Annotated in this window: 23 protein-coding genes and 1 pseudogene; 6 read left to right on the top strand and 18 right to left on the bottom strand. The window is 47.6% G+C overall.

Annotated elements, in window-relative coordinates:
- Both H7U12_RS05795 and H7U12_RS05790 read right to left on the bottom strand, forming a co-directional pair.
- The coding region (locus H7U12_RS05795; RefSeq protein WP_206683880.1) for a hypothetical protein at positions 1-190 on the bottom strand (190 nt) is incomplete at its 3' end.
- A gap of 240 nt (positions 191-430) precedes the next feature.
- A complete protein-coding gene (locus H7U12_RS05790; protein WP_186634361.1) occupies positions 431-2,107 on the bottom strand; it encodes a glycosyltransferase family 39 protein in 1,677 nt (558 codons plus the stop codon).
- A gap of 625 nt (positions 2,108-2,732) precedes the next feature.
- Between H7U12_RS05790 and H7U12_RS05785 the strand changes: the two genes are divergently transcribed.
- The 6 genes from H7U12_RS05785 to H7U12_RS05760 all read left to right on the top strand — a co-directional run bounded on the left by H7U12_RS05785 (position 2,733) and on the right by H7U12_RS05760 (position 9,851).
- Positions 2,733-3,437: an HAD family hydrolase gene (locus H7U12_RS05785; protein WP_186634358.1), complete on the top strand. Its 705-nt coding sequence runs from the start codon at positions 2,733-2,735 to the stop codon at positions 3,435-3,437.
- Between the two features lie 542 nt (positions 3,438-3,979).
- Positions 3,980-4,999: a UbiA family prenyltransferase gene (locus H7U12_RS05780; protein ID WP_186634355.1), complete on the top strand. Its 1,020-nt coding sequence runs from the start codon at positions 3,980-3,982 to the stop codon at positions 4,997-4,999.
- 56 nt (positions 5,000-5,055) lie between these two features.
- Positions 5,056-6,507, top strand: a complete 1,452-nt coding sequence (locus tag H7U12_RS05775; RefSeq protein WP_186634352.1) for a GMC oxidoreductase — start codon at positions 5,056-5,058, stop codon at positions 6,505-6,507.
- A gap of 56 nt (positions 6,508-6,563) precedes the next feature.
- A complete protein-coding gene (locus H7U12_RS05770; RefSeq protein WP_186634349.1) occupies positions 6,564-6,992 on the top strand; it encodes a hypothetical protein in 429 nt (142 codons plus the stop codon).
- A 184-nt stretch (positions 6,993-7,176) separates the two neighbouring features.
- Positions 7,177-8,670, top strand: a complete 1,494-nt coding sequence (locus H7U12_RS05765; RefSeq protein WP_186634346.1) for a hypothetical protein — start codon at positions 7,177-7,179, stop codon at positions 8,668-8,670.
- 353 nt (positions 8,671-9,023) lie between these two features.
- Positions 9,024-9,851 (top strand): hypothetical protein, encoded by an 828-nt coding sequence (locus tag H7U12_RS05760; protein ID WP_186634343.1) that lies wholly within the window; start codon positions 9,024-9,026, stop codon positions 9,849-9,851.
- A gap of 275 nt (positions 9,852-10,126) precedes the next feature.
- On the opposite strand, the gene H7U12_RS05755 is transcribed toward H7U12_RS05760, so the two are convergent.
- The 16 genes and pseudogenes from H7U12_RS05755 to H7U12_RS05680 form a co-directional block, all read right to left on the bottom strand.
- Entirely contained in the window at positions 10,127-10,537 is a 411-nt protein-coding gene (locus H7U12_RS05755; protein WP_186634340.1) for a GtrA family protein, read from the bottom strand.
- Between the two features lie 62 nt (positions 10,538-10,599).
- Positions 10,600-11,400, bottom strand: coding sequence for a hypothetical protein (locus tag H7U12_RS05750; protein WP_186634337.1), 801 nt, complete (start codon positions 11,398-11,400; stop codon positions 10,600-10,602).
- Positions 11,401-11,535: 135 nt separating this feature from the next.
- Positions 11,536-12,534: a hypothetical protein gene (locus tag H7U12_RS05745; RefSeq protein WP_186634334.1), complete on the bottom strand. Its 999-nt coding sequence runs from the start codon at positions 12,532-12,534 to the stop codon at positions 11,536-11,538.
- Positions 12,535-12,830: 296 nt separating this feature from the next.
- Positions 12,831-13,901 (bottom strand): glycosyltransferase, encoded by a 1,071-nt coding sequence (locus H7U12_RS05740; RefSeq protein WP_186634331.1) that lies wholly within the window; start codon positions 13,899-13,901, stop codon positions 12,831-12,833.
- Positions 13,901-15,370: a lipopolysaccharide biosynthesis protein gene (locus H7U12_RS05735; protein WP_186634328.1), complete on the bottom strand. Its 1,470-nt coding sequence runs from the start codon at positions 15,368-15,370 to the stop codon at positions 13,901-13,903. The genes H7U12_RS05740 and H7U12_RS05735 overlap by 1 nt, the downstream gene beginning before the upstream one ends.
- An 8-nt stretch (positions 15,371-15,378) precedes the next feature.
- On the bottom strand, positions 15,379-16,056 hold the full coding sequence (locus H7U12_RS05730; protein WP_206683879.1) for a polysaccharide pyruvyl transferase family protein: 678 nt from the start codon (positions 16,054-16,056) through the stop codon (positions 15,379-15,381).
- Between the two features lie 306 nt (positions 16,057-16,362).
- The gene (locus tag H7U12_RS05725; protein ID WP_186634322.1) at positions 16,363-17,280 is read right to left on the bottom strand and encodes a glycosyltransferase family 8 protein; all 918 of its coding nucleotides are present in this window, start codon (positions 17,278-17,280) and stop codon (positions 16,363-16,365) included.
- Positions 17,281-17,373: 93 nt separating this feature from the next.
- Positions 17,374-18,588 (bottom strand): glycosyltransferase, encoded by a 1,215-nt coding sequence (locus H7U12_RS05720; RefSeq protein ID WP_186634319.1) that lies wholly within the window; start codon positions 18,586-18,588, stop codon positions 17,374-17,376.
- Between the two features lie 69 nt (positions 18,589-18,657).
- Positions 18,658-19,422 (bottom strand): glycosyltransferase, encoded by a 765-nt coding sequence (locus tag H7U12_RS05715; RefSeq protein ID WP_186634316.1) that lies wholly within the window; start codon positions 19,420-19,422, stop codon positions 18,658-18,660.
- Positions 19,423-19,529: 107 nt separating this feature from the next.
- Complete coding sequence (locus tag H7U12_RS05710; RefSeq protein ID WP_186634313.1) at positions 19,530-20,387, bottom strand: glycosyltransferase family 2 protein; 858 nt, start codon at positions 20,385-20,387, stop codon at positions 19,530-19,532.
- 196 nt (positions 20,388-20,583) lie between these two features.
- Positions 20,584-21,399 carry a glycosyltransferase family 2 protein gene (locus tag H7U12_RS05705; RefSeq protein WP_186634310.1) on the bottom strand — a complete coding sequence of 272 codons (816 nt, stop codon included), beginning with the start codon at positions 21,397-21,399 and terminating at the stop codon, positions 20,584-20,586.
- Between the two features lie 38 nt (positions 21,400-21,437).
- A complete protein-coding gene (locus H7U12_RS05700; RefSeq protein ID WP_255897499.1) occupies positions 21,438-22,079 on the bottom strand; it encodes an acyltransferase in 642 nt (213 codons plus the stop codon).
- Positions 22,080-22,127: 48 nt separating this feature from the next.
- Positions 22,128-23,336: a glycosyltransferase family 2 protein gene (locus tag H7U12_RS05695; protein ID WP_186634307.1), complete on the bottom strand. Its 1,209-nt coding sequence runs from the start codon at positions 23,334-23,336 to the stop codon at positions 22,128-22,130.
- A gap of 129 nt (positions 23,337-23,465) precedes the next feature.
- Positions 23,466-24,701: a glycosyltransferase gene (locus H7U12_RS05690; protein WP_186634304.1), complete on the bottom strand. Its 1,236-nt coding sequence runs from the start codon at positions 24,699-24,701 to the stop codon at positions 23,466-23,468.
- Between the two features lie 94 nt (positions 24,702-24,795).
- Entirely contained in the window at positions 24,796-25,740 is a 945-nt protein-coding gene (locus tag H7U12_RS05685) for a glycosyltransferase family 2 protein (protein ID WP_186634301.1), read from the bottom strand.
- Positions 25,733-26,106, bottom strand: a pseudogene (locus tag H7U12_RS05680) (O-antigen ligase family protein); the annotation flags it as partial. The pseudogene H7U12_RS05680 and the gene H7U12_RS05685, both read right to left, overlap by 8 nt.

The following is a 26,106-nucleotide window of genomic DNA, read 5'->3' as shown; positions in this document are numbered from 1 at the left end:
CGGCCCACAGGAAGCCCAGCGGCGCCTTCTGCTCGTAGGCCAGCGGGCCGGTGGCCAGCTCCCAGAAGCCGCGCCGCACCAGGCTCGCGGCCAGGTAGAGCTCGTCGCGCCACAGCGCCCGGTTGTCCACCCAGTGGAAGAGCCGCAGCAGCGCCCCCGCCCCCACCGCCAGCCACGTCAGCAGCAGCACCAGCCGCCCGCCTCTCCCTCCTCCAGGGGAAAGCGGCGGAACCTCTTCTCGGACTAACAAAGGCGCGGCGGGTAGCGGTAGTGGCATAGGATATGTTTTCTAATGATTAACTGATCTACTTTTAAACAGGTGTTTTAGGGCCGTTTTTGTTAAAGAAGCCTTTTTCCAGAATTTGTTCTCAGGAGCCTTTCTTTGTTGGCAACTACCAGCTCAGCATTCTTCAAAACGGACTTATTTAGTTTATTGCGACGGAATCTCGAAGAGACACACCTTCAGTTCTGGGGCATCATACACGTAGATTTCCTTGCCCAGGGCCGCGAATTTCTGGTAGAGTTTTTCTCCACCTATCACCTCTCTGAAATACCAGGCAGGCTGTTGGTCAAACTCCCCTATCTTCACGCCCCGGTTCTTGCTGTACAGCAACCAGACTCGTTTTCCGGTGCCGGCAGATTTTATTTCAGGACCTAGTCGGGTGAAGTACTCCGCGCTGTTCCGGGAAATGCCCCGCACATCACTGCCTACGCTGGCATCATAGGTGAGCCCGTAGGTTTGCTTGTAAAAACGGTAAGGCGTCACCATGTTCCAATACACGTATACCGCATCGCCCTCTTTGAACTGGTTATTGATGAGGAGCAGGGCCTCTCGGTAATACGCCTTTTTAAATCCCCCGAAAAGACTGGGATCGATGATCTGTTTAGCCGATGTCCAGAAGGGTGCGCCCAACAGCAGCAGAGAGAACAGAACCGCCGCTTTTTTATTGACGGGCTGGAGCATCTGGATCACCCGCTCACACCCCACCGCGACGATCAGGATGAGTAAGGGCGCCAAAAAGACCGTTAGCCGTTCGTACAGCGGGTACTTTTCCAGTGCCGAGGCTGCTACCGCCAAAAAGTAGGGCAGCAACAACACCAGGAGAAACTTTCTGTCTTTCTTCAACAGCAACAGAAGCCCCGTTCCAATGCAGATCAGCGGAATAAGGGGCTTTTTGAGAAAATAGACCCAAAACCCGGTTGCGGTTTCAGGCACCTCCCACAAGAGCCCTAAAGGAAAGCGAATCAGCCGGTTCCCGCCTTTGCGGATAGGCCATAAAAGATCCCGAACCGACTCGGGAGGAAAAGGCATGAAGCCGCTTCTGATTTTGAAATAATGGATCAGCCAGGCAGAATCGGCGTGTTTGTAGGTGAACAACAGGTAATTGACAGCAAAGCTACAACCCCACATCAGGAACGGCAGCGAGAGCCTGAGCAGAATTTTCCATTCCTTTCGGGAAAGATGGTAGAGAAAAATACCCATCGCCATTCCTGCCAGAACAAAAATGGAGGCAAAGGAAAACCAGATGATCAGGGCACCCCAGCATCCCCAAAGTACTAAGGAAGAGATCTCCTGACGTCTATGAAAGCGGGTGTACAGGTAAAGGCAGAGAATGGATGCCAGCAATTCTGTACTGTACTGCTTTATCTCAACCGTATGGTACACCAAGGGAGGCGCAAGTGCCAGTATCCCCACGGCTACGGTCACTCCCGGTAATTTCAGGAAGTACTTGCAAACCGATTGGAAGAGAAACAAAGAAAGCAATCCGCAGACCAGCGGCACAAACCGAAGCGCCATTTCGCTCTTTCCCAAAATGAGAACCGCCACCTTACACAACAACAAGAACCCCAATGGTGCCTTCTGCTGGTATTCCAAATCAGAAAGGACCAAACCCGCAAAATCCATGTTCACCAAACTAGAGGCCAGGTAAATCTCATCCAGCCACAGAGACCGGTTGTCCACATAATGGAACACCCGCAGGAACACCCCAAGGCCCAATAAAACCCAAAGCATCCACTTCCAGCCTGCATCCGCCTTAGTTTTGGCGACAGCAGCAACTGGTTCCTTATATACGAAGACCGGAGTACGCACTAAATGGGCAAGCATAAAAGAGGATGAAATTTGAAAAGATAATGGTCAACCAGGATTGCTGGTCTTCTGATAGTAAGCAGGTTCTATGCTCTGCCTGGTCACAATTTCCTCCACACCAACCACAGCTCAGGCAACTAGTACAGGTTAAATACCAGTCACCTAACGTTTACTCAATAATAATACCAGAAAACTCTAATTTATTCTTAATAACATTACAATAACATAATCTGGATGCTTAACTTTCTTTCACCTCTGCTACTTTCTAGTGGTCTACCCGAAGATTTATGCATGAAGGAGGAGCAGAAAAACGGCTATTTGCCTCATTTCGTGAATCCGTAAGGTGGAGCGGCGGATACCTGAAGTACCCTTCCCAAATGGGTTACATTGCTCTGAACAGACACAAACCCTAAGTATTTCTATCTTAGCAGCGCCTTCCCAAAAGAGTTGGGCCTTCCGTTTGCATGAGAGCCATGACGAATAGGAGTACCAAAGGCTGCAAGCTGTATCTGGAGTACTCCCAATTTGAAACAAGCCTACGCAGCTGAACCCATAAATTACCGGTCCCGTTTTTAGCCTCTTTTTGACAAAACAAGCTCAAAACAAATTAGCCAACTCTACAAACATCTAATAAAAACTTACTATGCAGCATAATTTAACGGTCGATTTCCAAAAAATTACCACCGTCATTTTTGACGTAGACGGCACCCTTTATACCCAATCCAAGCTCCGGAAAAAGATGCTAATTTCTTTATTACGGCATTACGCATTAAGACCATGGAAAGCAAAAGATCTCTTAATTCTGCATCATTTCAGAGCCGAGCGGGAAAAGAGAGCTGGCTACAGCGGCAACCTGGAAAATGCGCAGTACGAGTGGTGCGCTGCGAAGGGCAACTTCGCGCCCGATAGAATACGAGAAGTTGTCAATTACTGGATGTTCCAGTTTCCTAATAAATACTTGGCTGCGTGTGTATATCCCGGCGTGAGGAAGTTCTTCCAAGTGCTTCAGGAAAACAACATCACTATAGGCATATATTCTGATTACGAGGCTGTTGAAAAATTAGAAGCCATGCATCTGAAGGCAGACCTTGTTGTTTCTTCCACGAATAAAGCTGTGGATCGTCTGAAGCCCAACCCCGAGGGACTCCTGTATATTGTCGATAAACTGGGGGTAACTCCGCAGGAATGTCTGTTTATTGGGGATCGGGAGGAGTTGGATGGAGAGTGCGCCATTAAAGCCGGCATGCCTTACCTAATCGTTGACAAAAAGGAATTCAGCCAATTTGATTTCTATGACAAACTCACGAGACAATTCTTGATTTCAAAGACAAACAAAGAATTGGTATAGAAATCAGTTTACAATTCTGGCATGTAATTCAATCACTAATAACAGCACTTCTACACACCAATATTCCAGCTATTTACAGCTTGTTTTTGCAATTTATACTCTTAAACACACCTATCCTTTAAAGCCTTTTAGTTTTCACCCTGTTTCCAAAAAACAGATCATAAACTTCCGATGATTTTCAGCATAGCTATCCGTTTACCTAAGGAATCCTAGATTTAGTGGTGTTTCTGACCTCAGGTCAACTAACGCCCGTAATGATTAATCTCACATTGGGACACCGTTTCTCATTTTGGGAAAAACCTACACCTTCTGTTCGGTAGAACTAAACACTTCACCTCTGTTCGGAATATTTAAAATAAATAACAGAATAAGAATAAACACTATTTCTTTTTATTAATTACATCCAATAAAATCTTGGCATGGTTTTAAACAACAATCTTTATAGAATACCTGCCAGACATTCACTTCAGGAGCATTTTTATAAACCATCGCTTATTTATCTGTACAAATTATATAGAAACGTAAAATTTTTCTAAGAAACTATGTCTCAAACAGCTACTTTTCCTGAATCTCCCAACCCACAAGTGGTTCTCCGGCCAGCCGGATTTAAAGAGTATGTTGCCATTGCCCGGCCAGACCATTGGTTCAAGAACATCTTCATGCTCCCGGGCATGCTGTTCGCCTTCATGGTCTACGACACTTACCTGGACCTGACGCTCCTGCTTAGAATTGTGGTGGGCATTGTGAGCACCTGCCTCATAGCCTCTGCCAATTACACCATCAACGAGTACCTGGATGCCGAATTTGACCGGTTCCACCCTGAGAAGAAGAAAAGATCAGCGGTAGTAACGGTATTGAGCCCGGGGTATGTTTATACTGAGTATCTGATCCTGATCATCCTCGGCCTTGCTCTGGCCTATTATATTTCCCTGCCGTTTCTGGCCTTAGAGGCATTTCTGCTTTTCATGGGCATCATGTACAACGTGCGGCCTTTCAGGACGAAAGAGCGGGTGTATCTGGATGTGCTTTCAGAATCAGTGAACAACCCCATCAGATTAGCTTTGGGCTGGTTCATCTTTGTACCGACCGCGTTATTACCAGAGACTCTTTTAGACCCGGTTTGGGCCTTTATCCCGCCCAGCAGCATCATTCTGGCTTATTGGATGGGCGGCGCCTTCCTGATGGCGACCAAACGGTTTGCGGAGTACCGCTACATCAACAACCCAGAGCTGGCAGGTTTGTACCGTAAGTCTTTCAAGCGCTATACTGAAAACAGCCTGCTCATTTCCATGTTCTTCTACGCCATCACCTCGGCGTTTTTCCTGGGCATTTTCCTGATCAAGAACAAAATTGAGCTCCTGATCAGCTTCCCTTTCTTTGCCTTGCTGTTTGCCTGGTATCTGCAGATTGGTTTGCGCAAAGACTCAGTGGTGCAAGGCCCTGAAAAACTGCACAAAGAAACCTCCTTCATGGCCTATGTGGTCTTATTCACCCTGCTGCTAATGGGCCTGGTGTACTTTGACATCCCTGCTCTGAACTGGTTCCTGAAGCAGTCTTTCTAGCAGCCTACCCACCCCATTTGTAGTAATTGAACAACGCAATAAATTTCAGTAAATACATGAAGGACACGTCTTACGATCTGGTGGTCATTGGCACTGGCTTCGCATCTACGTTTTTTCTGCATAAGTACCTGAGTAAAGCCCCGGCTAAAGCCAGTGTTCTTGTTTTAGAAAAAGGGCATTTCTTTCCGCACATGGAAAGGGTGAAGGAAAGAAGGGGCGAAAAAACACCTTTCGCCACGTTGAACCCCGATGCTCAGGAAACCTATGAGAACCTGACCCCGGAAAAACGGTGGATGTTCACGCAAGGCTTTGGCGGTAGTTCCAACTGCTGGTACGGCTGCACACCACGGTTTATGCCCTCAGATTTCAAGATGAAATCACTATACGGCGTAGCCAATGACTGGCCCTTGCAGTACGATGACCTGGACCCGTATTATTCTCAGGTGGAAGACCTGATGTCTATTTCCGGTCCGGAGATGACGCCCTTCCCAAAGAAAACACGGTACCCGCTTCCGCCCCATTTGTTTACCACCGTAGACAAGATTCTGCACAACAAATACGGGAACCTCTATATCAACCAACCTACGGCCCGGGCCAGCGTGGCGGTGAACGGACGAAATGCCTGCTGCGCCAGTGCTGTGTGCCACGTGTGCCCGGTAAATGCCAAGTTCACCATCGAGAACTCTAACATGGGCGTCTATGAAGACCCCAGGGTAGAGACCGTGTATGGCGCCCAGGTGTTCAGTCTTGACTTTGAGCAGAACAAGGTACGAAGAGCCAATTACTTCAAGGACGGGAAAGAATACAAAGTAGCCGGAGAGGTGTTCGCCCTGGGCACCAACGCCATCTTCAACTCCAACATCCTGCTGAACTCCGGCGACACCAACCCTTTCACCGGGAAAGGTCTGGGAGAACAGGTAGCGCTGGAAGCCTCGGTTTACCTGGACAACCTGGAGAATGTGGGCGGCAGCACCTGGGTGAACGCCAATGGCTACATGCTGTATGACGGCGATCATCGCAAAGATTCGGCGGCCTGCCTGATGGAGTCTAACAACGCTCCTTATATCAGACTGGAGCGGGGCAAATGGCGCCACCTCATCAACTTCCGGATGATCTTTGAGGACCTACCGGAGGCCAGAAACTTTGTGGCCCCCAGTGCTGACCGCCTGAAGCCCGCCATTACCCACAAAGGTCCTTCTGACTATTCCATGAAAGGCATTGAATACATGAAAGCCAAATTACCTGGCGTCTTGTCTTGCTTGCCCGTGGAGAAGATTGAGTACTCTCCCCTGATTGAGTCTGAGGCGCACATTCTGGGTACTACCAGAATGAGCAACAGCGCTGCCGAGGGCGTGGTGGACAAGCATCTGCTTCATCACCAGTACCGCAATTTGTTTGTATTGGGGAGCGGCAGTTTTACCACTTTCACGCCGGCGAACCCCACCCTTACCCTCTCGGCCTTGTCCATGCACGCCGCCGATAAAGTGTTCAACAGTATTCCGGTTTAGAGCAGAAGAAAAACAGAAAGCGCAGCTTTGGGAGCCAGCGCAAAATTCTTACCCGTATGAACAGAAGATACTTTTTAAGATTAACCGGTCTGGCCGGAGCCGCTTTGGTGGCTTTGCCCAGCCTGGGTTTTATGTCTACTTCCATCAAAGAAGCGGCTATTGGCGTGATCACGAAGGAACTCCATTACCTTAAACTGGACAAGAAAGGAGTAGAACAGTTCGTGGACGATTACTTTAAGGGCCATTATATCCAAAGTAGCCTTAAAACGCAGATCAACCTGAAGTCATGCTATTACCTGGGCGTAGATGCCAATGAATCACGGCTGCTCTCCAAGCTCGTCCATAATTACATCACCTCCACTGACTTCTTCATGAACCGCATGGATGAGAGCAAGACGGTGAAATACATTGGCATCAACAAAGCCTATAAAATGCCTTGCTACAATCCCTTTTCCTCTTTTTACTACCCGCCTAAGGTGAGTTAATCTGCTTTGAAAAGGAGCACAGAGGCACCGGCTTGCCCAGGGTTGCAAAGGAATGAACGGCTCAGCTGTTCAACGTGAATACTCCCCAGCAGCTGAAGGAAGACAGTCCTCCGGTGACACCTGTTAGGCACCCCTTTCATAGAAAATTGAATGAAAAAATTCTACCCAATAAATCAATGCAATTATGAGCATTCCGTCACTCTCCTTTAAACAAGCTTTTACCGCTCAGAGCATCAACTATTACAGCTTCCTGAAGGAGTATCCCTCTCCGGAGAAATATGCTTCGTCTCTTTTAAAATACAAGATCTTCTGCTGTGTGTGGGCCATTGCGTCTATCTTCCACATGGCCAATTACAACGGGTTTACATTAAACCTCACCTTTTTCCTGCTGACCAGTGCCGCCATCGCCTTAATGGCTAAGCCGTCGTCTATTGCCCGGCTTCTCGTTTTCATCTCCATGCAAATGTTTCAGGCCTCTCTGGACATGCCGGGCATTAGCAACCACTGGATTTTGACGGCTTTTGTCAACATCACGATTCTACATGCCTACGTGTACCTCATCATCAAACGGAAAAGCTTTTACATTGACAAGGTAGAGTTCCTCAACACGTTTGCCCCGCTGGTGAAGATAGAGTTGATCATTCTCTATTTCTACGCTGTTTTCCACAAACTGAACGCCGGCTTCTTTGACACCGAGTTCAGCTGCGCGGTGCGATTTATTTTGGTGCAGAATAACTATTACAACATTTTACCCTCAGACAAAGCCTTACTGGCCCTGAACATCTACGCGACGCTGATCATTGAAAGCATTATTCCCATCATGATCTGCATCCGGAAGACGCGGTACTGGGGATTACTGCTCGGTCTGGTATTCCACTTTATCATCGCCTACAACCCGATCAACGGTTTCTACGATTTCTCCTCCGCGGTCTTTGCGTTGTACTTCTTATTTACCAGCACCACGTTCAGCCACAAGATTCAGAGTCTGTACAATAACTTTATTTCCCGGAAAGTGATTCTGAAGAAGCATCTGCTGCAGTTCAACCTCGTTAACTTCGCGCTGTTTGCCGTATCCATTCTGTTCATGCTGTTTCTGGTGTACTACTACAACAAGGTTTTCCAGGACTATTTCCGGCACATTGTCTGGACCACGTACGGCTTGGGCTTTATCATCATCTTCATGTTGTCCATGAACGTCAAGGAGAAGAACAACGAAACCAAAACGTTCTCCTTTGCGCACTATTCCCTGCTGTTCATCCCCATCCTGGTTTTCCTGAATGGCCTTTGTCCTTACCTGGGACTGAAGACGGAGTCATCCTATGCCATGTTCTCCAACCTGAGAACCGAAGCTGGCATCTCCAACCACTACATCATACCGGCCAGCGCCCAAATTTTTGATTACCAGAAAGACATCGTGGAGATTGTTTCTACCTCTGAATACCACCTCCAGAACGTGGCGAAAGCCGACAAACTCATGACCTTCTTCCAGTTCCGCCGGTTTGTGCGAACTGAGCGGCCCGAGTTTGTCACTTACAAGCGGAACGGCGTCCTGAAGACGTTTGAACTGAGCAAAGCCACGGCCAGCCATGAGCTCTACCAAAAGGAAAATTACCTACTGGAGAAAATCATGTTTTACAGATACTTCAACAGAAACGGCGTGCAGGAATGTTCGCACTAAGACTGCCGCACTTTAGACCGCAATGAAGTAACAGAACTACTACTTAAACCCGAGAAGATATCCCGCCCAAAACCATCCCGTGGAGTGCGGGATATCCTTCTGCTGTTTTGGCACCATTTTCTGGAAAACAGGCCCAAAACGTACTTCGGCTTTTCATCAGAGTTCATTATAGGCACTTCCTCTCGCTTAGTGGAAACCACCAGGTGAGGCAGAGTGATTCAGCAGCTTCTACGGAACCGATGTCCAGTGCTGCTGTCTACCTGAAAATCGAAACAGAAAAGGACTTATCTCCTTTAGAAGGCTTTTCCGCCTGTTGGCAAATTTGAATTACTCACCCAGCTCATCTAAGAAAAATGGAAGATCTACTCACCATCTATCCCAAAAAACTCTTTCCTTGTCTTCTGAAAGCCTTTTTGGTGGTCATCTCCTTGAGTTTAATAGCCATCTCCTTAGATCACTATTTCAAGAATATAGCCCATAATCAAGCAATCGCCACCAGCTATACCTTCAAGACATACGTGGTGGGGATGTTTGATAGCAATGGGGAGAAAAACATCCCCACGTACTTTTCTTTCCTAAACCTGATCATCAGCGCGGTTCTGTTAGGGACTATAGGAAAGGTGGTGAAAGACTCAAACGAGCCCCGCTATTACAAAAGGTGGTACTTACTGGGCTGCCTGTTCATCTTCTTGGCCCTGGATGAATTATTGATGCTGCACGAAATCATGGGACTGCCCTTCATTGCCTTGCTCAAGTTCATCAACAACGGAAACGAAATCTCCTTTGTCCGCTTTACCGGGTTCATCCCCTACTTTCTGGTCGGCTTCTTTTCTTTTGCCTACTTCTTGAATTGGTTTCTGGCCTTGCCCAGAAGAACGATGATCAGCTTTGTGGTCTCGGGGCTGGTGGTGGTGTTTGGGGCCTTGGGCGTGGAAATGATTGGGGAGTACCTGATAGGCATCTATGGCAAATACAGCTTCCCGTACAAAGCGGCCACTACCTTTGAAGAATCTTTTGAGATGCTGGGCATCATCTACTTCATTAAAGCATTGATTGATTACCTGGAAACCAAAAAGGAGACCATCTCCCTCGGTTTCGATTTCCGCAACGGTCAAAAGAGCCATTTTGCCTCTGAAGAAGCTACTCCGGAAGTGAACCGGAGAGAAAAACATCTTATCTAAAACATCAGAAGCGAAAGTTGGGATGCTATTCTCTCCTTACAGAGTTACACGGTACGATTGATTGCTGATCGGTTTGATCACTTCTTAGATAGGATATTCTAATCATCCAGAGCTTGTGCGGCACCGGCGTTTTAAGCCTTATTTCCTAAAAACACGTCAAAAACCTCCCAGCAGTAGCGCCTTAGCGCAAGGAGCACCGTACTTATTTACATTAGATCTATCGGTTAAATCTAGATAAACTCTGCACGACAGTAAACCGCTGTTGCAAGGCCGTCTTACCCCTTAAACACAAATACTTTCTTGGTCACGAAATTAAAGATGGCTACAAGAAGTATTGCCAGGAACTTACCAGCTTTGGGCTCCAGGTTCACCTCCTCCACAAACAGCCAGATCAGTCCCTGGTTGATCACCAAACCGGCCAGGGAGAAAAACATGAACGCCAGAAACTCCACTCGGGAGGAATACTTCCCCGCTTTAAACACCCATACTTTGGAGATGAGATAGTTCAGCAGGATGGCCAGTAAGGTTGAGCTGAAATTGGCCACCATGTAGTTGACCTGGTAGTGTTCAAAGAGCAGAATGAAAATGAGCATGTCAAAAACGACGCAGAGACCGCCTACTAAAACAAACTTTATCAGTTGATAAAGCTTGTTCTGCTTGTCATTCCGCTCAGCAAGAGAAATCATATTCAGACAGATAGAAAAATGTTCAGATAGAAACAGGATGAAGTTGAAGCATAAACTCTAGATTAAAGAATATCTTCTGAGGTCACTTTCAGATTCCTTTGCCCTGATGCACTGGGCGAAGATGTTCCCTCACTTTTAGCAACGGGCGCGCTTGGCTCATCAACCGTGACATGGATGGTTACATTTCTCAGGTTGGTTTGCCCTTCCAGGTACTGCACAAGCGAATAGATGAAATAGATAATGCCCAACAGCTCCAGCGACTCCTCCAGCGTGGTAATTATCTTGTAAATCGACAGCAACCCGTTGTTCACCACAAAGCCACTTACCATTTCCATGCCCACGGCTCCCGCCATAAACGTGACACCTGCTACTAGAAAACTGTAGAAGGTCTTTTTAGGCAGCGAAAAGAGGAAGTTTTTGTAATAGAAGCCCACACAGAGCACTGCAAACCCATAAGGGACAAACCAGGCGAAATGAAACATCCCAAGATTCTCCTGCTGAAGCGCCTTCTGCAGGAGCAGACGCATTGGTTTGGCAGTTACCTCATGCAAGGCAAACAACTCATCCATGGCCAGCCAAACAAAGATCCACCCCAGCCAAGACCATTTTCTATGGTATTGCGGCTGGGTGCTGAACTTTACGTATCTGGCAATCAAAAAAAGAAGCGTGGCACTGATCAGTAAGTTGATGCTGGAGAAATAGGTAGGAATATTCTTTTCCCCGTCAAAATAGAACATCCCGGTCACATAGTACCGAAAGGTATACCTGCCCGCGATATTGGAGGTGGTGTAATTCTCCAAATAAAATTCCAGAGCAAGCACCAGACAGTTGATCACAGAAAGTACCAGAAATACTTTGAGCAAATACTTAAGAACCTTTCTTGATTTTAAGTGATACAGTAGTTCCATTTAGAAGAGCATTAACACTGAAACTTGCCTGGAAATGCCTTTTCTGACACCTGAAGGAAATAGTTGGCATGCAGCATAATTTCAAAAAAATTAGAACGCAGCCTTTGAGAACCTGTACTTGAGGATCTTAACGAAATCATCGTTCAAAGGAATTCCCTTCAACGCTTTATAGGCGTACTTCACGCCGTTCAGGTAATCCTTTTCCCGGAGATAGACCTTGGTGTTCGTCAACATTTGCTCGTGGTAGATCAGCTTGTCAAGTTTTTGGGTAAGCGCTTTTACGGCAATTAACTTGCGTTTTTGGTTTAGTTTCTTGAAACCAGGCTCAAAAAGCTCATTCAACCGGTAGTCTACCCGGTCTTTATAATGCCAATAATGATTGATCACGTCACCGGAAGCCTGAATCTTTGACACTGAATTCAACACCACCGTAAACGCCAATTGCTCACTAATGCGCCACTGGGTTTTGAGGTAAAACTCATCAGAAAGGGCAAATACGTCTGGGATCACGTTCTTCATGTTATTCGGCAACCCGATTACCCCGGCGTTCCAGACGTACTGAAACCTGTTGAACTGCTCCTCACGCTTATCAACCGAGAAAGTCTTACTTTCAATCAGCCGCAAAAAGGATCTGGGGAATTCCTGCGCGTCCAGCTTTTCTGTGTTCAGCCATTTATACACCCCCACCATTTCTTCAAAGGTCTGTTCCCTCAGGTGCATGAAGCTTTGCCCCGGCACTAAGGCATCTAGAAGTTTCCTAGGATTAGAGGTGAAAAACGTATCGGTGTCAATATATAACACGTCATCCTGCGGGTAGAGCGTATAGGTTTTATCAATAACAGAAATTTTAAAACGGTAGATAAGTCCTGACTTCTTCGTACTCTCCTGGATCTCGGACAGCGGAACATGCACGTAGACGACCTCAAAATCAAGGAGGTAAGGCTTGAAATAATTCGGATTGTCTGTATAGAGAATCACCCGCACATCGTTTTTACTATTGTCATACCAACTCCAAAAACTTAAAACAGCGAAAAGGGTCCGTTTGAATTCAACCTCTTTTCCATAGCAGAGCAAGACTACGTTTTTCATTTTTCAATTATAGTTATATAATAACGGTAGCGCGAAACAAAATATAAGATAATAAAATTATTTCAATAAATATTTAAGCTAAAACAATTTATTACTACCATTTAGGGGGAGCATCAACCGTAAAGTTATGCAGGAGCCCTTAGGTATGGCTTGCGTATCACAGACAGCATTTCTTACTATCCCGTAAAGGATTCCCATCTCCCTGGGAAGAAAAAGGAGTCCATCTACAAAGCTGCCAATCAAAACTGGCTTCCTTTCAACCATGATTTCTGGTTTTCAAGAAGCAAGCCTGGGCCTCAAGTAAGTAATGATCTATAAAAAGCGATTGTTTCAGATGAGATGGCCTCTGGGTCCAGGCGGGTAATATTCGGCTGAGAAGCAGTTGAATCATCAGATTCGTTCAGTATCTCGGCCATTCCTTTCTCCAACACTTCGGCTGAAATCTGTCCCTGGTACGTTTTGATCCAACGGGAACCCACCAACTGTTTTAACTCCGTTAAAGCCCACAGATCTGGAGCCAGCGTTGGTTTGTTAAAACTCAGATTCAGCAAAGCCGAGCCAGAATTAAAGATCTTATTGTAGGGAGTCACCACCACGTCTGCACCATTAAAGTACAGCTGAAGATCTTCGTCTCTTACAAAGGAATTAACGAATAATACATTCTCAGAGTTACTTAATTGCTCCTCTAATTCGGTCTTTATATCTTCGTGCACATTCCCTGCTACCAGCAACAAAGAATTAGAGTTTTTCAGGTCATTGAAGGCCTTAATTAACCCCGTAACGTTTTTGTAAGCCCGTATTTGACCCAGAAAAAGAAAGACAAACTTTTCAGGCGAAATCCCCAGCTTTTCCCGGGCCTGCGCCCTGCTGATTGTATTCTGATAATAGTTTTTGTAATGAGGATGGAAGATATGGGCCAGCTTTTTATGCCCGTTACTACCGGTCTTTTTGCTGATCAGCTCCAAACCAGATCCATTCAGACTGATAAAACCATCTACCTGACTGTACAGAAAGTCATTCAGCTTCTTTTGCAGCGCCGGAAACTTGCCTTCGTGGTCCTCCAGGTTATGGACCGTCCAAACTACTTTTTTATTGAAACGCCTGATTAACCTGATAAAAGCAAAGAACAGGTTCAGCTTTAGGTTCGCTTTGAAAAAGCTATTCCCGAAGATGACATTAGAGGGCCAATGGATGTGGAATATCCTGTATTTAGATGAGAAAGCGAACTTAATACTATTTTTTATAGCGTAATCAAACTCGTAAATAGGATACCCTTGTTTTTCCATATTACTATACAGAATATAGTTATATGGATTCCCTTCTCTGGTAGAATACGCGGGACAGGCAAGTATACCAAACCCTTCCATTAGTTGTATACTTTTTGCTGTTTGAGAACTTTTACCTGCACCGTTTCCACCATGAACTTTCTATAGGCACTCGGCATGAAAATGTACAGCAAAGAGCTATAGGTGAAGGCACCCAAAAGCACCAGCACCACCAACCTTATCACCAGCGGGCTTGTGTCTAAATAATTTGCCGCCTGCGCCAAGGTAATCACCATGATGACCGCCGACACAAGGGCCGGCACCAAAGCCATCACATATTTTTTCCACTTAACCCCGGTTAACTCCAGCGCGCACCAAACCGATATTGGGTAAAGCAAAACGGCTCTCCCGGCAAAGGCAAGAGCCGTAGCCAAAAGCCCGTAACGGGTGAAGAGCACAAACGCAATCACATTTGAAATGGCGTAGAGCAGAGTAAGCCGTGTCTGCCACTGGGGTTTGTTCTTAGCCACCATGATGCTTTGGTTATAGTATCCAATGGACGTCAAGAAACCGATTACCGTCACTACTTGCATGATGGGAACAGATTTCAGCCACTTCTCTCCCAAAATCAGCAAGGTGATGTCTTTGGAGAGCATGGCGATGCCCGCAAAGATGGGGGCGGTCACCATGGCCGTTAAAGTGGTGGATTGTAGATAGATTTTGGCCAAACCCGCGTCATCGTTCTGCAACTTGGAAAAGGCCGGAAGCGAAACCCGAAGCAGTGCCGTAGAGATAACCGTGTTCAACGTACTAGAGATGCGTTTGCCGGTGGTATAGATACCGGTAGCCACCGGGCCCAGGTAATAAGTGACAAAGAAAACGTCACTGTTCTGGTTGGCCGCGTTACTCAGGTTTGTCAAAGCAATGTATTTACCGAAGTGCAAGATCTCCATTAGTGAGGTTTTGGAGACGTTGAAACCAGGCCGCCAGGAAGTGGTGAACCATAACAGCACCATCTGGGTAAGAGCGGTTGTCAGCTGCTGCGCCAATACACTTGTCACCCCGTAGCCTTCCATGGCCAGGTAAACCCCCACAATTCCGCCCAGCCCCACGGAGATGACCGACCGGATGGCGATGGTCCTGAAATCCATGCGGCGTCTAAGCCACACCTCATGGATGCTGGAGAGGCCAGTGGTTAAGATGATAAAGCTGGTGGCCCGCATCACAATGGCCAGTCCCTTGGAGGAGGTCAGGGTTTCAAAAAACTCGGCAGAAAAGAAAAGGAACAGGAAAGCAGGCACTGAACAACCCAGGCATAGCCAGAAACCGGTATTATAATCGGCTTCTACCGGGTTTTCCTTCCTGACAATGGAGGTAACAATTCCATCATTGATCACCGCCACAAATATGTTGACGAAAACGAAGGAAAAGGAAAGCAAGCCAAAAACTTCCGGCTCCAGAAGCCGGGCCAATACCACAAACACCGACAAGGTAATGGCCTGCCGGAAGAAGTTATCTACAATAGCCCAGATTGTTCCTTTGAAGAAGGATTTACCAGAATTTTCGGCCATTTGGTTTCCTATTTTTCCCACAGATCTATTGGAAAGGCATCTAATAACCGGCCAGCATCAAACTGGGGAGCAGCCATCCCTCCCATTTCTAACGCCTCATCCACGGAGGTGGCAAACTCCACTTCTCCCCGACCGGTGCCCATCAGGTAATCATTGTACTTGAACAGGTTCTCGGTTTGAGTAAACCGGATGTAACAGGCCGGAATGCCGTAGGCTTCGGCTATGATTAACCCGTGTAAAGAACTGGCGATCACAAATTCCGCTTTCAGAATCTCTTCCACGCACGTATTCCAGCCCAGAATTGGCGAGATCACGTTCTCCAGGCGTAGCGTCTTTACAATTTTCAGGTCATGCAGGTTAGGAACCACCACAAACCGCTTCTGCGGATCTTTTCTGAACCTGCCCGGGAAAATATGGGGAAGCAAAAGAGCCGGGTCACCGTACACCTCCGGAACCGGAATCCCCCTGTTTTGCAGAAACTGGCGGGTAAGCGGCCCGCGCACCGCCCGTACATCCAGCGTTGAGAAGGTGTGCTCGCTTACATCTACCTTGCCGTTCACGCCAGAGCCCCAGATAACGTCATTGTCCTTCGCGAAATGGATCACTGAGCCAATTCCCAGCATGGTGCGCTGCTTTTTTGTTTCTTCTTCCAGCAAATGGTTCCGGTCTGCGAGCACTTTAGACACCACTACTTTTGATAAATGATCACCAAAGTTCTGGCTGCCATCCAGCGGTTTCCAGTAGTAAAGATGAACATGATTAAAGTTTAACTCTTTAGCAGGAACGGCTTCTAAGGGCTGCGAGAAAGATAGCTTTCTTTTTATTTTTTCAGACAGAAACATAACGGCATAGGTACTTAAAAGGAAAGAGAAACGTAGAAGTGCCTCCAGTTGGGTTAGGTGAAATCAATCAGTGGCAATACCCACTTAATATTCAGTTTACGAGTAATCAATTGCTATTTCGCACCCGTAAGCAACTGGCTTTTAGCCTACTTAATAATTAGGCACTAGTGAATTCATGCTAAAGAACTTCTTCAAAATTTTACGGGCTTTATTGCGGGCTTTCGCGAAATAGATTCTGGCCGAACTAATCTGGCTTTCACCGCTCCAGGGAGTTTGGTTCAGGTAAGAATAGAATAGCTCCTTATAGTGCTGGTTGTAATTGTAAGACTTGTAAATGGGCTTGGTAGACATGAAATGAATGATGTTAGGATCAGCATGGTCGCCCTCGGCGAAGTAGTTCCAGAGACCATCCAGTTCCAGCCAATGGTCGGCGAGCAGCACATTCAACCCGTACTGATCAGGGAAATTCGCGAAGTCTTTGTTCACCTTTATGCATTCTAACACCTTGCTGGTAATATCGGCAGCTTTCCATTTCTTAATGTCTATCAGCAGCAAACCGGTGTTGAAATACTTGGCACTGCCCTTCAGGTTCAGGTCTTTGTAGTTCACCACCCCACCCCACCGGCAATCAATGGTTTTGATTCTGGAATCAGTGACAGCGGCAATGATCTTGTCCTGAATGTCCACGTTCCAGAGTTGGCTGATGTCTTTCTGGACAATCATGTCCACATCCAGGTAAATCACTTTCTCTACATTTTCCGGCAGGAAATAAGAGATAAACAGCCGCATGTAGATATTCAATGGCCAGGAGCTTTTGTCCAACGGCAACTCAATCCCGGCCGGAACGGCATCGGCCATATTGATCCATTGCAGGGTGGTAGTGCTCTGATCGATGGAGGATTCCAGTTTCTGTCTGGTTTTCTCCTTCACGCCATCCTCAATCACGTAAAAATTTAAAGGTTCTGAGGAGACATGGTTTTCTTCTATGGATTTGATCAAGGCCGCCAGTAAGATGACGTAATGATCATCAGAAACTACTACAATTGAAATGGGTTTAGATCCATTCATGATATAAACAGGGGACTTTATATAAGAGTATTACTGATAAGAGCGGCTTGCACAATGTTTCACGAAAGGACCAGGCATGACAGAACTCATTACTCAAAGAACAACCGGTTCTTGCCTGGGAACGGCTTCTCCTTCGGGGTAGATGGATTTCAGGAAAACCGAAACCACACTTTCCCAGGTGAAACCCTTCGCAAACTCTTTTCTCCGGTTTTGCTCTAGGGCGGTATTCTCCTGCAAGCCCTTTTCAATCTGAGCGATGAACTCATCTTTACCGGTGGCCAGATAGGTATGGGCCTGAAACACCTCCCGCATGGTGTTGGTGGAGGTAGCCACCACGGGCTTGCCCATGGCCAGGTATTCAATGACTTTGAGGGGGAAATTACTGTTGGTGATTTCGTTCAGGATCTGCGGATTGATGCACACGTCAAATCCCTCCAGATAGGCGGGCACCTCTTTGGTGTGTTTCAGTCCCAGGAAATGGACGTTGGGCAGCGCGTGCAGCTCACTCCCCTGGAAATCATCGTCTTCTTTGCCAATGAAGACAAAGCTCCAGTTTGGCCTTGTTTTGGCTAAATCGGTCATTAAACGCAGGTCTAACCTAAGCGTGATCAAGGCACCTACGTACCCAATAATGGGCCCTGGGATAGCGGCTAAATCCGGCGGAATGGCACTCACTTTCTCCGTCACGTACTGCCCTGCATCAAACCCGTTCCCGATGTAAAAGCTGTTGGCATTGTATTTCTTGGCCCTTTTGGTGAAATCAAGCGAATTACACACCACCGCGTCTGACTTCTGCATCAGTTTGGGTTCCAGGGTAGCGCCGTGTTTCCGCCAGTAATCCAGCCCCAGGGTGTAGTCCCGGTCCAGATAGACGTACTTGGTAGGTCTCAGGATCTCTTTCAGATAATAGCTCCGGAAGATGTCTTTGTCATTCACCAGCACAAACTCTTCAAAACCCAACACGTCCAAGGCCTCCTGAATGTCTTTACCCAGGCGCTGGTTGTTCAGGCGGTTCAGCAGCGAGAAGACGGGCGTAAACGGCACCCAGTTGATGGACTCAATAATCCTTTTCGGGTTAAGTGACCATAAATTGGGGCCAAGCTGAGAAAGGGCCTCTTTTTTGTTTTTGATGGCTTCCAGGTGCGCGGTCACATATTCATCATTGTGCGAAGCCAGGGTGGCCCGCCGGTCAATAGGTGAATTCACATAGAGCACCCGGTGGTTCTTTGCCAGTTCTTTTGCCAGACACGTAGCGGTAGACTCTCTGTCTGTGTTGATTCTTTGGAGGCTGACAAAAACGAAGTTCATAACGAAATGACTAATGGAAAAAGGTAAGCGATACCTGAACCAGGTGGAGATACAATCTGCTAGGTGAAATTATCTGGCGAGGTGTAAATCAAAGTTGTATTTGATTTGCCGGTACACGTCTCTCGCGAACGAGACCACGGGGTTCTTGCTTTTGGTCCAGTCACTTCTCACCAAGGTGCTCGGCTCCTGCTCTGTGTTATTCTGGACGAAGAGCGATTGGTAATCATTGTAAAACAAGCCTCTCCCCTTTTTCCGGATAAAGGACACGCACATGGCGTACTCACATTTATCAATGCTTCCCTCCTCTTTGTATCTCCCGAATTTCTCCAGGAAAGTGCTTCTCCTCAGATGCGGGTGATCACTATAGAAATACACTTTCTTGTATTGGGGAGCAAAAGGGTAGATGTACATCTCAGAGAAGCCTTTCCCGAAGGGCTTCAGGTAGGGATACAGAAGGTAGGAGTAGTACCGGATGATGTCCAGCTCTTTATGCTCCTCCATGATCTCCAGACTTTCCTTCAATTTTCTGCAAAAACCTTCCTGCGGATCAAAATCCTCCTGCACGTACAGCGTGTACGGGGTTTTCACAGCATCCTGCCCCTTGTTTATGTTATTTCCCAATCCGCGGTTCTGGGGCGTGGTGATCAGGTTGAAGTTGAATTCTTTCTGCAGTTCGTACAGCTTTCTCAGATGCTCCGGCTTGCTGGCGTCGTCAGATACCACCACATCCCCAAAAGCGCAGTTCTTCTCCCGGAAGCTCTTCAACAGCCGCTCCAATGAGGAGCTTCTGTTATAGTGGGTGATCAATAAAGTTACTTCCTGAAAGGTATACATGTCATTTCCCATTGCTAATACTGACGGTCTGTCCTGCTTTAATTGATGGCTGAATGTGGCTGTTTAAAAATTAAACACTTGGGGCATATCGCACTTTCTAAGGCTGGCTACTTGTTAGTCATGCTTATGTTTTTGGGCATCCGGGTGTTGAAGTGGTTTTTGAAACGCTTCAGTTCTTTGACAATTCGGGCGTTCAGGGCCTGGGTGAAATTACCGGTGCGTTGCAGGGTGCGTGGGCTGGTCCAGACGCGGGCTTTGTTTGACCGCACCTGCTTTATCTTGCCGTATTTCATGAGCCCCAGGCAGAGCTGCCCATCATCTCCCCAAAAGTTAGTTTCTATGAACCCCACTTTCAGCCCGTATTCTTTCACATAGCCCATACTCAGCCCATAGGCGTTGTAGTAGGGGCGGTTGATCTGCCGTATCTCAGAGATGACGTCTTTCAACGATTCCAGAATGTACAGTTTCCATCTCGGGAAGCCCGGCTCACTGATAAAGGAGTACCGCCCGTAGACACACATCACCTTGGGCTGCATCAATACCTTCAACATCTGGTCAACCCAGCAAGAAGGATAGTAGCAATCGGCATCGGCTAACAGGATATACTCGCCAGCGGCGTTTTTTTGGCCCGTTTGCCGGGCAGGCCCACAGCCTTGCTTCGCCTCAAACAGCGATTTCACGTGCAGCTTATCAATGGTGTCCTGGGTTCTGTCTTTGGAATTGTTGTTGATGACGATGATTTCAAACGGAATCTTCGTCTTCATCCTAGACAGACTAGCCACGCACCGCAGGATATTCACCTCCTCGTTCCAGGCCGAAATCAGAATACTAACCAGTGGTCTTTCACTTTGAACTTTGTCTAAGTCTGCATTGATTCTGTCAAATACGCGCGCCGGTATCTGTTCAAAACTTTCGTAATCAAACTTAAGATCGTTGATCCAATCCGGATTTGTGAGAGCTCTCATGAGAAACATGGTTAATGACTTTTTCGCATGATGATTTAAATCACCATAAATTTAAATATTTTATACGATACAGCCTATATAAAAGACAAATTTTATATATTAATAATTTTAATTTTACTTTTTCAATGCCAAACCTACTGTTTTAAGGCTGTATTTTCAATTCTGCCACTAAAACAGGCGGTTTGATATGAAAATTTTATTGTTTCGGTTGGCAGAATTTTAAGGCCAAAGCCAATGCGAGGTCATTTTTCAGGATTCTACACTTTAAGTACCACCACCTCAGAAATAAAACCAAAGGCACTTGCTGCTGGCGCCAACTAACCCGCTGCATGGTACTGGGCTCCTGGGGCGAGTTCTTCTGTTCAAAAAGCGAAGAGTACTCCTCAAAATAAACTCCTTTCCCGCCGTTCCTGATGAATGAAAGACACATTTTAAATTCAGTAAGGTCCCCCTTCTTTCCCTCCACATACCTCCCGAACTTCTCAAAGAAGTTGCTCCTCCTCAAATGCGGATGATCACTGTACTGGTAGAACTTCAAATGATTTGAAAACCAGGGCTGACCTTTGAACACCATTTCTGAAAAACCCTTCTCAAACGTTTTGAGGTACGGATACCGAAAATAGGCGTAAAACCGCACCAGGTCTATGTCTTTCTGCTGCTGCAGAATCTTCAATCCGTCTTTGAAATGGGTCGGGAATGTCTCCTTGGGCACAAAGTCTTCCTGCACATATAACGTGTAGGGCGTATTGACGGCGTCCTGTCCTTTGTTCATGTTATGCCCCAGCCCCTTGTTCTCTGGCGTGGTAACCAACCGGAAAGCGTATTGGCTTTGCAGTTGCTGTAAAGCGTTCAGATGCTCGGGCTTGCTTCCGTCATCAGACACCACAATGTCTTCAAACACACAGGCCAACTCCTGAAAAGACTTCAGGAGCCTCTCCAGCGAGTTGCTTCTGTTGTAGTGCGTGATCAATAAGGTTACTGCATGGAAATAATGTTTAGAAGGTTTCTGCATGTCAACCAATTCCAAAGAATCCTGTTTCAACCGTTCTTTCAGAAAAGTGCGGTTTTGTGTAGCGCCTGTGTTTTCTCCCATTGGGCCGTTTCAGAGTTATATTGCTTGAGAACTTTTGCTGGATTTCCTCCTACTACCGAGTAAGGGGGCACATCTTTGGTGACCACACTTCCGCCGGCCACCACAGAGTGTCTCCCAATGCGCACACCAGCCGTTATCACTGCATTCGCCCCAATCCAACATTCATCCTCTACAATGATTTCACTTGTAGTACAAGTCTGATCTTTGATAGGAATCCCTATCTGCTCATACCCATGATTCAACCCCGAGATAACCACATGCTGCGCAATGATGACATGATCCCCGATGGTGACCGGCCCAATCACTACATCAAACAGCCCCACAAACGTGTTGGAACCAATATGCACAGGCCCCATGCCGTTATTGATCACCGCATAATCTTCAATGACAGAGCTCTTGCCCACTGAAAACGGGTTGAAAGGCAACACGTCTAGGCGGGCCTTAGGCCGAAATACCGCATCGTTCCCCTTCTGGTGGTAAAAGGGATTCATGAATTGCCGCACCCACCACCGGGGCTTGGCCTGGTTCCGGGGCATCAGCAGGTAAAGAGCCAATGACTTCAGGCGGGCGTCTGTCTTTATTTTCTGAACGATACTCACGATGTGTTTGCTATTGAAAATGGATACTTCAGTACTTCTGCAGGCAGGTTACATCACTTCGCTTACATCCTGTGGCCGTACCATGATGGTGGGCCCAACCGCCCTGTCCGCTTTTTCCCAGGCGGCCGGCTGAGCCTTGCGGAGGAACCGGAAGAAACCCAGGAAAACGGCCAGGTTCATCATGGAAAAATAGAGCGGCAGCAGCAGGGCCTTTCTCTTTTTCCCTCTGGTTTCTGCCTGCCAGCCCTTCCAGGCCATGCCGTAGAACAGGACCTGTAAAACAAACAGCGTCATGCTGAAAGCATCGCCATTCAGCCCCAGTAAAAGGGTCACCGGCAACAGCAGGGCAAGCATCAGAGGAGCCAAACTCCAGCGCAGCACCCGGTGCGAGACATACAAAAAGGTCACGATAGGCTGATGGAACGGATTCAACAGTGCCCCCAGTCTAAACATGGATTGCCAACCTCCCGCACAGATTCTCACTTTCCGTTTCATCTCTTCTTTAATGGAAGTAGAAGGACTTTCGGAGGCAAAGGCCAACGGCTCATATACCACGGTAAAGCCTTTCTCCACAATGCGCAACGACTGCACGAAATCATCCAGAATGGTATCCTTTTCCAGGGGCTCAAATAAGGCTGACCGGAAGGAAACCAATTCCCCGGCGGCTCCCATGAGGCTGTAGATCTCTGAGTCGCAGCGTTTCAGGAAAGACTCATACTTCCAGTACAGTCCTTCGCCGGCACCAGAGGCTGACTCCAGGTCCAACACTTTCTTTTCTCCGGAGACAGCCCCTACTTTAGGATTCTGGTAATGCTTCACCATTTCCCGCACCGCCTCTGGGTTCAGAAAAGAATTACAGTCAGTGAAAATAACGTAGGGCGTTTCCACAAACTGCATGGCCCGGTTTTCCGCCAACGCTTTGCCGCCTCTTACCGGCGAATGCAAGTGCAGCACCTCTGGGTAGGCAGACAGGACCTCCGCCGAATGATCCGTAGACCCGTCGGTAATGAAAACTATCCTGAGTTTATCCGTCGGGTAATCTAAAGCCAGGCAGTTTTGAATTTTGCTTTCTAAAATAGAAGCCTCATTATAGGCGGGCACCACCAACGTTACCTCCGGCTCAAAATTGGGTTGTAGCGATTGCTTCTTGCTTTTAGAAACCGCTTTTGCCCAAAGCCAGGCCACTAAGGCATACCCCACATAGGTATAAAACACGATGGCTATCGCGGCCCAGAGGATTACTTCCAAAACTTCCATACTCGTACACGTTAGGGGGATTACTGGTCCTTTCTGAAGGCATTTAACCCGCTGAAAAATCCGATTAAAAGAAAGATGATGGCGGGGAAAGCGAAGATCTCGAATGGCATGTCCTTGAAAGAGTTAAGATTAAACTTCGGGTGAAACAGCTTTAACTTTATGCGGGGTAGAAAGAAAGGAAGTCTTTGCTTTCTTGATCTGGAACAGAGCCTTCACCATGCAAAACAGGGCGTACGGCAGATGGAGAATGGCTTGCCAAAGCTTCTTGTTGCGGTAGAAACGGCCAGGTAAGGCAATGAACAAGGCGGCGCTTAACATCAGGAGCAGTACCGCCCAAAACAAGGGAGATGGCCCCACGGGCAAAACCAGGGAAGACAAAAAGAACAGCCCCAAAACGCCAATCAGCAAAACCCTGGGCACCAGAAAAGCCTGCACTACCTTGTTGAAGAACTCGAAATTCCCGTTTCTGAAGAGCTGCACCACTCCTTCTGCCGCGTACTTTTCCAGGAACTCCAGTTGGGCGGCAATCCAGCGGGTTCTCTGCTGGGTGAAAACCTTGGCGTTCTCAATTTTCTCATCGTAGACATACACTTGGTCCAGGTAGCAGATCTTCTCCTGATCCTTTACAATCCGGAAGTCAAGCTCCTTGTCCTCCCCCACGGTTTCCCCGATGCCCTGCAACAGCTTTTTCAGGTAGGCAAAGTCAAAGGCCATCCCAGAACCGATCAGGGCCGAGGACATCCCGATGGCGTAATGGCCCTTCCGGTAAATGGTATTGTTGATTTCCTCGTTGCAGGCATCCAGGAGAGCAAAAGCGGAATCCATGTTTTTAGCGGTTCTATGCGCCTGCACCACTTTGTAACCGGCGTTGAAGGCCTTGTTGACTTCCTGCATGAAGTTCTGGCCCATGAGGTTGTCTACATCTAGAATGGCGACAATGTCATAGGCATGCTCGGGCAACATACCAAGGGCGGCGGAGAGCGCCTTGCCTTTGGTGCTCTTTTCGAAAAACACCTCCAAAACGCCGACGCCGCTGGTCTTGAGCTCCTGCAGCGTCTCGGGCTCTAACCCATCAGCGATCACAAACACATCAAAATCCCCGGAATAAGCATGGCGCAGGGCCGCTTTACTGCTCTCCAGTACTACTTCATTCTCTCTATACGCCGGAATCAATACACAGAACCTGCGGTCCAACTTTACTTTTTCCTGCAATGGCTGAACTTTTTTGTGCCCGGCCAACGCGAAAAACAGCAGATAACAGCAGTTGAAGAGGAGGAAAATTCCAATGGCGTAAAGAAGAATACTTACTACTGAACCAAAAAGCACCATGGGTATTTTAAGCTTGTTTTTGAAAAATGAAGGCAAAAGCCTACAGGTTTATTTCGGGTAAGTCTGCCGCCTCCAGCAAAGCGAAAGTTATTTTCATCCTTTCGCCATAGCTGCCAGATCAGCCGCTCCTTTACGGAAGCACCATTTCCTGAGCTTGGGTGGGGGAGGAAGTGTAGGCCTTGTGGTGGTGGATATTACGGGCGGTCAGGTTCCACCACAACCCTCTCGCCAAGGCTTTCAGGTGTTTCCCCTCCCGCCTCAGACTAAATGCCACCGCTTTCTTTGGAATGGCGGCCAGCAGAAAGATCAACACACTGGTATAAAGCGCCAGCCCGGTAATGTTCCTCCTGATGAAGAGCAGGCGGTTCCTGTTCATGTAATAGGTCTTCAGCACCGAGGCCTTGCCCACCGAGACAGACTCTTTGTGGTACACCACCGAGGAAGCCACGTAGTGGCAGGTATACCCGGCCCGTTTAATCATCTCGCACCAATCCAGTTCTTCGTAATACAGAAAGTATAACTCGGGCATCACCCCCACTTTCTGGATGACGTGCATGGGAATCATCATGGCGGCCCCATCGGCCAGAACGGTAGCGGAAGAAACGTCATGCTGCCCGTTGTCCTGCTCCAGTTGCCCGATGGTAATGCTGCGGCCCGTCCAGGGATTGATGCCTTTTGAGCCGGCGTATTGGATAATCTGATCGGTTCCGTGGTAGATGATCTTGGGGGAAGCGATTCCCGCTTTTTCATTCTTTTGGAACAGTTCAACCAAGGGTTCCAAAAAGCCAGGCTCCACTTCGGTGTCATTGTTCAGAAAGAGCAGGTATTCGCCTTGGGCCTGGGCAATCCCCAGGTTATTACCGCCCGCAAACCCGAGGTTCACCGAAGAGCGTATCAGTTTCACTTCGGGGAACTGCTCCTTGATCATCGTGGGATCATCCGTGGGCGAGGCGTTGTCCACCACAATGATTTCTACGTGGGGGTACGTTACCTTCCTAAGCGAGGCGACCATTTCACAGGTCACCGCCGCCTGGTTGTAATTCACCGAGATAACCGATACCAATGGCTTAGACATGCGCTGCTTCTTGCTGAATTTCTCGGTCTAACTTGGGCCCCAGAAAAATAAAGGACCACGAAATGTAGATGATCATGGAAGAAGGCATCATGTTCATGATCTCGTTGCTGTAGCTACTGATGATGATGCCCGTGAAGCCTGCCGTGAGCGCCGTGAGCTTGAACTTGAGCCCTTTGTCTTTGGTGTTCCAGACGATGCCGCAACTCTTCCCGATGATGTACATCATGAGACTGATCCAGAGGATAAAGCCCGGCGTACCAAACTCGGCCCATACTTTCACCCAGTAGCTATCGGGCGGAATGGAGGCCAGATAGGTGCCTTTATTGTAATTTCGGCCGGTAAACCCGATGGCTCCCACCCCCCCCC

The organism is Rufibacter sediminis (genome assembly GCF_014269285.1).
Taxonomy (GTDB): Bacteria; Bacteroidota; Bacteroidia; order Cytophagales; family Hymenobacteraceae; genus Nibribacter; species Nibribacter sediminis.
This window is presented reverse-complemented; position numbering and strand designations above follow the sequence as displayed.